General features: G+C 40.4%; 9 protein-coding genes. 4 read left to right on the forward strand and 5 right to left on the reverse strand.

Translation table 11 applies throughout. From position 1 onward, the window contains the following. The first annotated feature begins 211 nt into the window (after window positions 1-211). Genes purL through EA365_13940 form a run of 4 tightly spaced genes read left to right on the forward strand, consistent with a single transcriptional unit; the run spans window position 212 to window position 5,844 of the window. Window positions 212-2,518: a phosphoribosylformylglycinamidine synthase subunit PurL gene (purL, locus tag EA365_13925; GenBank protein TVQ42885.1), complete on the forward strand. Its 2,307-nt coding sequence runs from the start codon at window positions 212-214 to the stop codon at window positions 2,516-2,518. 22 nt (window positions 2,519-2,540) lie between these two features. Continuing rightward, a complete protein-coding gene (locus EA365_13930) occupies window positions 2,541-3,980 on the forward strand; it encodes an amidophosphoribosyltransferase (protein TVQ42886.1) in 1,440 nt (479 codons plus the stop codon). A 6-nt stretch (window positions 3,981-3,986) separates the two neighbouring features. Beyond that, window positions 3,987-5,309, forward strand: a complete 1,323-nt coding sequence (locus tag EA365_13935) for an NAD(P)/FAD-dependent oxidoreductase (protein ID TVQ42887.1) — start codon at window positions 3,987-3,989, stop codon at window positions 5,307-5,309. After that, window positions 5,254-5,844, forward strand: coding sequence for a hypothetical protein (locus tag EA365_13940; protein ID TVQ42888.1), 591 nt, complete (start codon window positions 5,254-5,256; stop codon window positions 5,842-5,844). The genes EA365_13935 and EA365_13940 overlap by 56 nt, the downstream gene beginning before the upstream one ends. 319 nt (window positions 5,845-6,163) lie before the next feature. On the opposite strand, the gene EA365_13945 is transcribed toward EA365_13940, so the two are convergent. From EA365_13945 to EA365_13965, 5 genes are all read right to left on the reverse strand, one after another. Beyond that, complete coding sequence (locus EA365_13945) at window positions 6,164-7,294, reverse strand: CO2 hydration protein (GenBank protein ID TVQ42889.1); 1,131 nt, start codon at window positions 7,292-7,294, stop codon at window positions 6,164-6,166. Window positions 7,295-7,431: 137 nt separating this feature from the next. Then, the gene (locus EA365_13950) at window positions 7,432-8,928 is read right to left on the reverse strand and encodes an NADH-quinone oxidoreductase subunit M (protein TVQ42890.1); all 1,497 of its coding nucleotides are present in this window, start codon (window positions 8,926-8,928) and stop codon (window positions 7,432-7,434) included. Window positions 8,929-8,931: 3 nt separating this feature from the next. Further along, the gene (locus tag EA365_13955) at window positions 8,932-10,830 is read right to left on the reverse strand and encodes an NAD(P)H-quinone oxidoreductase subunit F (protein ID TVQ42891.1); all 1,899 of its coding nucleotides are present in this window, start codon (window positions 10,828-10,830) and stop codon (window positions 8,932-8,934) included. A gap of 61 nt (window positions 10,831-10,891) precedes the next feature. Continuing rightward, window positions 10,892-11,365 carry a hypothetical protein gene (locus EA365_13960; protein ID TVQ42892.1) on the reverse strand — a complete coding sequence of 158 codons (474 nt, stop codon included), beginning with the start codon at window positions 11,363-11,365 and terminating at the stop codon, window positions 10,892-10,894. Window positions 11,366-11,548: 183 nt separating this feature from the next. Further along, the coding region (locus tag EA365_13965; GenBank protein ID TVQ42893.1) for an IS200/IS605 family transposase at window positions 11,549-11,623 on the reverse strand (75 nt) is incomplete at its 5' end.

Here is an 11,623-nt window from a genome sequence, read left to right on the forward strand (position 1 = left end):
TAATTAAAAAAGTGGGGATGGGCATCGCCTCACTCAAAAACGGTCAATCATCTCTGAAGGTGAAAGACAAGAAGCCTACAGCGTAATCTTTGATTCGCTGTAGGAGTATGTCACCTAATCTACCTTTTAATGAGACCTAGAAAAACTAAACAAAATAAAAACCTAGCTTTGTGCTAGGGTAAGGGAGAGTAAAGACACTAGACAACAAAATATGGCCGCTCCCCAACCATCAGAAGCCTGTGCTAAATTAGGCATCAAACCAGAAGAATACCAAGAAATAGTCCAGAGAATGGGTAGAGAACCCAATTTAGCAGAATTAGGCATGTTTGGCGTCATGTGGTCAGAACATTGCTGTTATAAGAATTCCAAACCCCTATTAAAAAAATTTCCCACCCAAGGCGATCGCATACTTGTAGGACCAGGAGAAAACGCAGGAGTAGTAGATCTAGGTCAAGGTTTACGCATCGCCTTTAAAATAGAATCACACAACCATCCCAGTGCGATCGAACCCTTTCAGGGTGCAGCCACAGGTGTAGGAGGAATCCTGCGAGACATCTTCACCATGGGAGCACGTCCGATCGCCCTACTCAATTCTCTACGCTTCGGGAAATTAGATCAGCCTCGCAACCGTAGATTATTACAAGGGGTAGTAGAAGGTATAGCTCACTATGGTAACAGTACAGGAGTACCAACCATAGCAGGAGAAATTTACTTCGACGATGCTTATAGTGGTAATCCCTTGGTCAACGCTATGGCGATCGGGTTACTAGAAACAGAAACAATCGTCAAATCAGGAGCAGCAGGAATCGGTAACCCCGTCTTATACGTAGGTTCAACCACAGGTAGAGACGGGATGGGGGGTGCTAGTTTTGCTAGTTCTGAACTCACCTCCCAATCAATGGACGATCGCCCCGCGGTGCAAGTAGGCGATCCTTTTTTAGAAAAATGTCTGATCGAAGCCTGTCTAGAAGCCTTTAAAACAGGAGCAGTAGTAGCAGCCCAAGATATGGGAGCAGCAGGAATCACTTGCTCTACAGCAGAAATGGCAGCTAAAGGAGGAGTAGGGATAGACTTTGATTTAGATAAAATACCCGTGAGAGAAACAGGGATGATTCCCTATGAATATCTGCTCTCAGAATCCCAAGAACGAATGTTATTTGTCGCCGCCAAAGGACGAGAAACAGAGCTAATCGAGATTTTCCAACGTTGGGGACTCCATGCAGTAGTAGCAGGAACAGTAATCCGAGAACCAATCGTCAGAATTTGGCATCAAGGTAAAATCGCCGCTGAAATACCCGCCACCGCTTTAGCAGAAAATACCCCTATTTACGAACGAGAAATACTTAGAGAACCTCCTCTCTACGCCCAAAAAGCTTGGCAATGGGACGTTAATACCCTACCAGAATGTAATCAAGTAGGGATAAAACAATTAACCTGGACAGAAATACTCCTACAGTTATTGGGTACACCTAGCATCGCTTCTAAAGCTTGGGTATATCGCCAATATGACCACCAAGTTCAAAACAATACCGTAATCGTTCCAGGAGGAGCAGACGCAGGAGTAATTAGAATAAGACCACACAATGCCAAACCCTCTGAGTGTAACCTAGGTTTAGCAGCTACCACCGATTGTAATGGACGTTACGTCTATCTAAATCCCCTTGAAGGAGCACAAGCAGCAGTAGCGGAAGCAGCGCGCAATCTCAGTTGTGTAGGGGCTATTCCTTTAGCAGTAACCGATAATCTTAACTTTGGTAGTCCTGAAAATCCCCAAGGTTATTGGCAACTAGCCCTAGCTTGTGAGGGAATCGCTACCGCTTGTCGGGAATTAAATACACCAGTTACAGGAGGTAATGTATCCCTTTATAACGAAACCCTCGACTCTGAAGGCAATCCCCAAGCCATCTATCCCACACCAGTGATCGGCATGATTGGGTTAGTAGAAAACATTCAACAAGTTTGTGGTCAAGGTTGGCGACAACAGGGAGATTTAATCTATCTGATCGGTAACCTCAATCAAGTTAGTTTAGCAGGTTCAGAATATCTTGCCCAAATCCATCACCTAGTAGCAGGGAAAATACCTCCAGTAGATTTTAACTTAGAACGTCTGGTGCAAAGGGTCTGTCGTCATGGCATACACCAAGGTTGGCTAAATTCTGCCCATGATTGTGCTGAGGGAGGATTATCAGTTACCCTCGCCGAAAGTTGTCTCAGTGGTAATCTAGGGGCACAGATCACCTTACCTCCTCTTCCTACTAACCTGAGATGGGATGAGTACTTATTTGGTGAAGCAGCTAGTCGGATCGTGGTTTCTGTTAAAGCCCAAATGCAGTCAAGTTGGGAATCTTACTTAGAGGAAAATTGCCCCCAACACTGGTGTCTCTTGGGTGAGGTAACCTCAACTGAAAATTTAACCATATCAACTAATAACTCTGAGACACTGATTAAGGTTAGTATAAGTAATATGAGTCAACCTTGGCATCAAACCCTAGAACAAGCACTCGGTCAAAATCACTAAAAAGTAATATTGTTAAATAATTATGAATTTGCAATCTCCCCCAGATAAACCTCAAGAAGCTTGTGGAGTCTTCGGAATATACGCACCTGAAGAAAAAGTAGCTAAATTAGCTTATTTTGGTCTCTACGCCTTACAACACCGTGGACAAGAGTCAGCGGGTATCGCTACTTTTGACGGCGATCGGGTGCATATACATAAGGATATGGGCTTAGTTTCTCAAGTCTTCAGTGAAGATAACTTGCAAGAATTAACAGGAACGATCGCGATCGGACATACTCGTTACTCTACCACAGGATCTAGTCACGTAGTTAACGCCCAACCAGCTATCGTCGAAACTCCTTTAGGTTGTCTAGCTTTAGCACATAATGGTAATTTAGTCAATACCTTTGAACTCAGAGAAGAATTAACTAAACTAGAATACGATTTTAACACAACTACAGATTCAGAAATGATCGCCCTAGCGATCGCCGAGCAAATTAAACAAGGTAAAGACTGGGTAGAAGGAACAATTAACGCCCTAAAAAAATGTCGTGGCGCATACAGTTTAGCCCTGGGAACACCCCAAGGAATCATGGGTATTAGAGATCCTAACGGGATTAGACCTCTAGTTATCGGTGTTTTAGACAATAACCCTCAACGCTACGTTTTAGCCTCAGAAACCTGCGGTTTAGACATCATTGGCGCCGAATATCTCAGAGACGTTGAACCAGGAGAACTCGTCTGGATTACTGAAACAGGACTTACTTCGATTCAATGGGCTGAAAAACCAGAAAAAAAACTCTGTATCTTCGAGATGATCTATTTTGCTCGACCAGATAGCATCATGCACGATGATACCCTCTATAGCTATCGAGTTCGTCTCGGACAACAATTAGCTAGAGAATCAGGTGTACCCGCAGACTTAGTAATCGGTGTACCAGACTCAGGAATACCCGCGGCGATCGGTTTTTCTCAAGTTAGTGATATACCCTATGGAGAAGGTTTAATCAAAAATCGTTACGTTGGACGTACCTTTATTCAACCTACACAACATATGAGAGATTTAGGTATCCGCGTTAAACTAAACCCACTCAAAGACGTCTTAGAAGGTAAAAAAGTAGTAATTATTGACGACTCTATCGTTAGAGGGACAACTAGTCGTAAGATCGTTAAAGCTATTCGTGATGCAGGCGCCACAGAAGTACATATGCGCATTTCCTCTCCCGCGGTGACTCATCCCTGTTTCTATGGTATCGATACCGATAATCAATCCCAACTAATCGCCGCTACCCACTCCCTTGGGGAAATCACCGACAAATTAGAAGTAGATTCTTTAGCCTATCTAAGTTGGGAAGGAATGTTAGCAGTTACAGGAGAAAACCCCAAAAACTTCTGTACCGCTTGTTTCAATGGGAACTATCCTATTACCATACCAGATCAGATTAAAGCTTCTAAACTAATGTTAGAAAAATTGAATACCTAAAACCCTATGGAAACCACTGCTAAACAATTAATTATTGGCGCAGGGTTCGTGGGCTTAGGTGTAGCCCAAGCATTACAAGACGCTAACATACCCTATGACCAAGTAGAAGCTAGTGACGATATTGGCGGGAATTGGTATCATGGTGTCTATGAAACCGCCCATATTATCTCATCCCGTCGGGTTACTGAGTTTACTCATTTTCCCATGCCTTCTACTTATCCAGACTTCCCTAGTGCCAAACAAATGGGGGATTATCTCAACCTCTTTGCTGATCACTATCAATTAAGAAAGAACATTGAGTTAAACTCGGAAGTAACCTGGATTCAACCTCGGGAAGATAACCACTGGGAAGTTATTTTAAATAACCAAACTACCAGAGTCTATAAAGGGGTGATTATCTGTAATGGTCATCATTGGTGTAAACGCTTTCCAGAGTTTCAGGGAGAGTTTTCAGGAGAAATTATCCATACCAAAGATTATAAACACCCCAATCAACTAAAAGGTAAACGAGTCTTAGTGATTGGAGGTGGTAACTCAGCTTGTGATGTAGCCGCCGAAGCAGCTAGAGTAGCTGAACATTGCGTCTTAAGTATGCGGGATTCTGTCTGGTTTATACCCAAAACCTTTGGGGGTATTCCTGTTACGGATTGGGTTAGGGGTTGGATGCCAGAATCACTACAGCGCTTATTAGTTTATACCATGATTCGTCTCAGTTTTGGTCAACATTCTGATTATGGTCTTCCTAAACCCCAACACCAGATTTTTACTAAACATCCTACGGTTAATAACGAAGTCCCCTATTATCTCAAACACGGTAAAATTATTCCTAAACCTGGAGTACTCACCTTAGCAGGAGAAGAGGTAGAATTTGTCGATGGATCTCGATCGAGTTTTGATTTAATCGTTTGTGGAACTGGTTATTATTTGGCTTATCCCTTTTTACCACCAGAATTACAGCGAGTTAATGGACCAATTCTTAACTGTTATGGAGGCTCATTTCTGGAAGATTATGCTAATATCTGTTTTATCGGTTGGGGACAAGTGAGAGGGGGTGTAGGTTCGATACTTTCTGCTTATGGTCCATTTTTAGCTCGTTGTCTCCAATTACAAGATGAGATTAACATACCCTTGGGTTTAGTATTTAAAGAAATGGGACAAACTCTCCCTGATACTCATTTAAGCGATCCTCACGCTGTTCTACGTAAGTTAAAATTAGCTAAGTTATTCTTTCCCTGGATTGTTTATAAAGCTCATCAAATCGAACGTCAAAGTCATGGTGTACAATACTCAAGAGCTGATCGAAATTTTAGAAGTAGAATTAAAAGCTAATTGGCAAGGTCAAAGATTATTAATGTCTTCTGCCTCTAGAATTGATAATCCTGTGATCGCTAAAGCTTTGAATTTGAATAAAGTTAGTAAAGTATTCGCTTATCAAGATTTTCGTTTTCAAGTACACCAATATCAAAGGGAACACCAGGTGTCAGGGATAGTTTGGCGAACCTGTCGGTTTGGGGATTTTTCTGTCTCCATACCAGAATTACACAATCAATTAACCGCTATTGAGGGAGATAAAGAGATTTTAGTTAATGCTAAAGCATCGATTATCGATTTTTGGCAACAAGCAACCATTAATATGAAATATTTTCAGGTTAAAGAAGGTTTTCAGGAAATTACTTCGGTAACCTTAAATAGTTTAATAGCCCAACGAGAATGGGCTGAGGTATATTCAGGGTGTAATGAACTGTATCTAGGATTATGTTGGGGTAATCCCAACGAAAGTCAATATCTCTGGGCTAAACCTCACTCAGGATGCGATCGCCTAGTGGCAGCCCAACATCAACCCAGTGGTATTGTCAAATTTTGATAAAACCTCTTCCATTCTACGTGACTCAACAAGAGTAGTGCTATACTAGATATTATGGTGTACGGTGTAGATGTTATAGCGCTACGCGCAGGCACTCAGGCACTCAGGCACTCAGGCAAAAGCTAGACTGCGGTGCGTATCCGAAGGATCTCGCGAACGCGAGTCCCGCGCCGGAAACCGGCGCCAAGGAACGTCGACCAAGCTAGGGAACGCGCACCAAGACAGTAATGGGTTTCATAATTTGAAAATGTCAAACACCTTAGCTTGTACTGCTATCTTATTCCTATATATTATACCCCCCTCTCCCCTCTCCCTGTTTTTACTTATTTACTTCTAATAACCGAGAAGTCAAGAAACGATTAAGCCATGTTTCTAGATAGACTCGATTGGCTTTTTTCTCTTCTAGATTTTGGGTATTTAAAGAATAGGGGGCTAAACCTTGAATCGCTGCAGAAGTAACACAAAACATCGATTTTTGGAAACTCTCGCAGATTTGAATCAATAAATCATCTTCTTGACGCAATCCTTGACGATAAACTTGATGAAGGTATTCAGGAAGAAAATGGCGCATATCCTGCATTAATAAAGTAGGAGGAATTCCCGCGCTACCAACAGGGAGAGGATCTGCGTATAAAGCGCCATAGGTAAACATTTCTTGGTCGTGGGGAATCTGATAAGCTTGTGCATTATAAGAAACAGTACCCATAAAAGGTCCACCACGGAAAAAGATCGCTTCTACATAGGGTATAGCGGTATCGGCTAAAAAAGTTAAACCAACTTCAGGGGGGATAATGGGATAAACCTGATCTTTGATGGTTACTTGATAGGTGATAGGGTTATTAGCGTTAGTTACTAATCCTTCTCGAATATGTCCAACCACATCAGGGATAGTTTTAATTTCCCCATTGTCATAGCGATCGCTCAAACTCAAGAAAATATCACTCATTACCCGCCAAAACTGACCTAAAGCGCTGTAATAACACATTTGGCGCATTAATTCGCTTAAAAACTCAGGGTAAACCTTATTTAAGCCCAAAATAAACCAATTATATTTAAATTTAGCCTGAATTAACTTATTTACTCTCTGACTAAACTCGGGAGAATCCAGATAAGTATCTAAACCACCGCCTCCGTGCCACATCATATATTTCATGCAGTACTCAGCGTACTCATAGTTAAGGCGATCGTGAAACCAATGTTTAAATAGCTTATTGAGAGTAACTTCCCCATTAAAGTATTTAAAGAAAGGAAAAAAGACCAAAAACTGATGATTAGCTATATAACAAAGGTTAATAGAATAAGCGTCTAAAACCACCCCATAACTTTTGAGGATACCTACTACCTCTAAAACATTATCAGGCGAATCTGCTAATAAAGCTAAACCAGACTCAAAACGATTGACGTATTCAGCTAAAGGGTGTTTTGAAGGTTCTAAATCTATACTTAACATGATTTTTTAAAGTTTTGTAGTAATAAGAGGGAGAGAGGGGGAGACGGGGGGAGGGGGAGAGTGGGAGAGTGGGAGTATAATATATAGAGATAATAACACCCAATTGCGCTACATCTTACAACTAATCGCGCTACACCCTAACCCCTAAAACCTAACTCCGAACTCCCAATTATGGCTGTATCTGGATTAATCAAAGCATTAGTTTGAGCTTCACTCCAACGTAACATCCAACCAGGTTGAATACCCCAGATAAAGATAAGCAACATCAAAGCAAAATGAGGTAAATGTTTCCCTAACTCTATTGTAGGTAATTTCGCCAAATCAGGAGACAAACGACCAAAAAATACCCGATTAACCACCAATAAAAAGTAAACCGCGGTTAAACCTGTTCCCACCATACATAACAACGTTGGAATCGGAAAAATCGGGAAACTACCTCGAAAAACCAGAAATTCAGCGATAAAACCAATCATACCAGGAATACCCGCACTCGCCATCACACCGAGAATCATCAAACTTCCTGTAATGGGTAAACCTCGTTGGGGGTTAAGTAAACCAGAGAGAGAGTTAACATCTCTTGTTCCTGTGGCTTCATAAACTACTCCCACAATCATAAACAGTAAAGCCGAAATTAAACCATGACTAACCATTTGAAACACCGCAGCAGCAAGACTTAAAGGAGTAGTCGCCGCCGCAGCTAATAACACATAAGCCATATGGGCGATGGAAGAATAAGCCACAACCTTCTTCATATCTTGTTGAGCGATCGCGCAAGAAGCCCCATATAAAGCACTTACAGCAGCGATAGTCGCCAACCAAGGTGCTAATTCTACCCAAGCTTCTAGAAACAAACCCACACCAAAACGCAATAAACCATAAGTTCCTAGTTTTAGTAACACTCCCGCGAGTAAAACTGAGACAGGGGTAGAGGCTTCAACGTGAGCATCGGGTAACCAAGTATGAAAGGGAAAAATGGGTATTTTTATCCCCAAACCAACCAAAAGAGGAATTAATAGCAAAATTTGCGTCTCTACGGGTAAATTATGTCCCAACAGAGATTGATAATTAAAACTATCAGCACCAGTAAACCAGACTAACCCCAAAAAGGAAATCAATACCAAAAAACCTGATATCGCTGTATAGAGTAAAAACTTCATCGCAGCATATCCCCTACGTTTACCCCCCCAAATAGCGATGAGAAAGTATAGAGGGACAATTTCTAACTCGTAACAGAGAAAAAACAACAGTAAATCTTGAGCTAAAAAAGCACCCGTTACACCAGCATTGAGTAAGAAAATCAGAGAATAGTATAATCTTGGTCTAGCTAAAACCTTCTTAGTGCTGTAGATAGCAATCAGAGTTAACAGACTATTCAAAAATAACAGAGGTAATGACAGTCCATCTAATCCTAACTGATAGTTTAACCCTAACCATTCAATCCAGATCACATTCTCAGCAAACTGTAACTCAGTAATTTGAGGTTTAAATAGTAAAACTATCCCCAGGGTAACTAACAAAATAATAGCCGCAAATAACAGAGAGATTTTGCGTAAATCAACAGAATCTAATTTTTTGGGCAAAAAAGCAGTAACTAACGCCCCGATTACGGGAATTAACAGTAACAGACTCAACATAATTTAACCTATTAAAGATGTCCAGTAATTAAGAATCATTGACCATTGACTATTGATAATGAACCAAAGAAACAATACCACTCCACTTAAAATTGTTAAGACATAAAACTGTGATTGACCAGAGATATTATATTTGAGGGCATTACCGCTAAAAATCGTCGCTAAACTCACCATATTGACTACACCATCAATTACATAACGGTCTAACCAATTAGTTATCTTAGCCGTGGTAGAAACAAACCAAACTACGGTATATTGATAAACCTCCGCTATATAAAAATCGTAAGCGAATAAATCCTGGAGTAAACGACGCCATAGCTGAATTGACCTAGCTGAAGCTCTATTTAACTCAACCGTAGCGCCAATAATCACCCCAGTCAAACCCGCAGCAACTAATAACCACATCCCCCACTTAACGATAAAATCATCGGTTTGGATAATTCTTGGTGCTGTCGAACTCAGCCATAATGACCAAGATTGAGGTAAAGTAGGAGCAAGTAGAGTTATCACCGTTAAAATAACCATAGCTAAAGCCATGGGCCATACCACCTCTGGTGTACGACGAGTCTTCATCTGAGGTTTGCCTAAAAAGACTAGACGAAAGACACGAGTCAGATTAATCGCTGATAAAGCATTAACTAGACAGAGAATAGCTAATAACCATTCATGCACTTCCAATGTACCATCTAACCAACGGTGCATCGTCCAAAAAGTTCCTAAAGGGAATAACGCCAATAACCCAGCGCTACCTACTAGAAAAGCAGTAGTCGTCGCAGGCATTCTCGACCATAACCCCCCCATCTCTGTGATATTCTGGTTAGTAGTAGCCAGAATAATTGCACCCGCACTCATAAATAACAAAGCTTTGGCGATCGCATGAGTTAACAGCAATAACAAAGCAATATCTACTTGTCCTAATCCTACCGCGATAAATACTAAACCTAGATAAGCACTAGTAGAATGAGAAAGAGTCCTTTTGATATCGATTTGCGCCAAAGCCATTAGAGAAGTACCAATAGTAGTAATCGTACCAATTACAATAAGCACATCAGCAGCCACAGGAGAGAGAGTAAACACTGGTTGCAGCTTAATCAGTACATACGCCCCCGCAGACACTACTATAGAGTTACGCATGATTCCTGCAGGATTTGGTCCTTCCATCGCTTCATCTAACCACAAATTCAAGGGAAATTGGGCACATTTACCCGTAGGTCCTGCTATCATCGCTAATCCTAACAATGTCGCCGTCAGAGGAGGCAAAGGAGAAGTTAACGCCCAATTTTGTAAATCGCTAAAACTCAACCCCTCACCGTAGCTAGATAAAGCTACCAAACCCATAAACAGAATAATATCCCCCACACGTTTAGTCAGAAAAGCATCTCGGGCTGCGGTAACTACTAAAGGTTGTGCATACCAAAAACCAACTAATAAATAGGTAGAGAGAGTTAAACCCTCTAACAAAGCGTAACTGAGGAATAAAGAATCACTCAAAGCGATTCCCAACAAAGAAGCCTCAAAAAAGCCCATTAAGCCATAAAAACGCGCTAAAGACCAATCTTTTTCCATATAGCCTAAAGCGTACAATTGTGCTAACAAACTAATACCCGAGACTAATTCCATCGCCCCCAAACTCACGGGAGAGATTTCTACACCTAGAGATAACTTTAAATCAGCTACTTCTAACCAGGTAAAGGACAATTGTTGCGCAGTTTTGCCCCAAATAGCCCCAAAAGCCAAGGAAACGTGGATAAATGACCAAAAAGTCATCAGCAGATTTAGGTAAGCAGCCGGACGAGGTCCAGTCTTACGGATAATTCCCGTTGACCATGGTAGAGTAGCTATACCCCCTACCAATCCATAAAACGGAATTACCCAACTTGTTTCAACTAATAAATTGCTCATGTTAATTATTGCTGAATAATTGCCGATGTTAATTAAATCTTAATTTTACCTGATTAGGGTGCTAATCTATACCCTTATCTTTATTTTTGTTATTAAAGTATTTGACTAACCCATAGCTACCAGAAAGGGCTATAATGGCAAATCCTAGGGAAAGCAAATCAATTTTATCATATTGTTTGGGATCAAAAATAATTATTTTACGCGCTACTGCAATTAAAGCTGTAGTTATGACTAACTCTACTTGCACAATGTGTTTACGTAAATAAGCAGTGATATTCTCGAGCAATTCTAAAGCAATTAAGATATTTAAAAATAATCCAAATATTTCTATTAAAGTTTTGGTAAATAATCCCGATTCATTGGTCAAGTCTATATCAGCTAATAAAGCCATTATTAACTCTATTAAAGAAACAAAAATAACAAAGATTAAAGCTAAAGATAAAACTTTGGAAACAATATTTTCAATAACATGAATAATCTTTAAAAAATTTCTATCTTTAAAAACAGATGCCAAACTTGAGAAAAATTGTTTCATCTTATTAAGAATTTAAATTTATTCTAATCTAAACAACAAAAGTTTACAATGTCAAGACAGTTAAAAAATGTTGTTCAGTGACCTAAATAATTATGTTCCCACTTGTACTCTCAAAATTTTTAGCTTAACCGCGAGAAGCCTCAAGCTTTATTTTCTCAAATAAGCGTGAGATGAATCGCGTCCTTATTTTATTTCATCTTGATTCTGTATATAAGTTTTAAGGGTTGAAATAGTAACACCACCACAACTAGCCACAAA

It is taken from the genome of Gloeocapsa sp. DLM2.Bin57 (assembly GCA_007693955.1).
Taxonomy (GTDB): Bacteria; Cyanobacteriota; Cyanobacteriia; order Cyanobacteriales; family Gloeocapsaceae; genus Gloeocapsa.

What these genes read in the sequence shown, in the direction of transcription:
- EA365_13945 (TVQ42889.1), bottom strand. Translation starts at nt 7,294, where the DNA reads ATGTTAAGTATAGATTTAGAACCTTCAAAACACCCTTTAGCTGAATAC.
- EA365_13960 (TVQ42892.1), bottom strand. Translation starts at nt 11,365, where the DNA reads ATGAAACAATTTTTCTCAAGTTTGGCATCTGTTTTTAAAGATAGAAAT.
- EA365_13955 (TVQ42891.1), bottom strand. Translation starts at nt 10,830, where the DNA reads ATGAGCAATTTATTAGTTGAAACAAGTTGGGTAATTCCGTTTTATGGA.
- EA365_13940 (TVQ42888.1), top strand. Translation starts at nt 5,254, where the DNA reads ATGGTGTACAATACTCAAGAGCTGATCGAAATTTTAGAAGTAGAATTA.
- EA365_13950 (TVQ42890.1), bottom strand. Translation starts at nt 8,928, where the DNA reads ATGTTGAGTCTGTTACTGTTAATTCCCGTAATCGGGGCGTTAGTTACT.
- purL (TVQ42885.1), top strand. Translation starts at nt 212, where the DNA reads ATGGCCGCTCCCCAACCATCAGAAGCCTGTGCTAAATTAGGCATCAAA.
- EA365_13930 (TVQ42886.1), top strand. Translation starts at nt 2,541, where the DNA reads ATGAATTTGCAATCTCCCCCAGATAAACCTCAAGAAGCTTGTGGAGTC.
- EA365_13935 (TVQ42887.1), top strand. Translation starts at nt 3,987, where the DNA reads ATGGAAACCACTGCTAAACAATTAATTATTGGCGCAGGGTTCGTGGGC.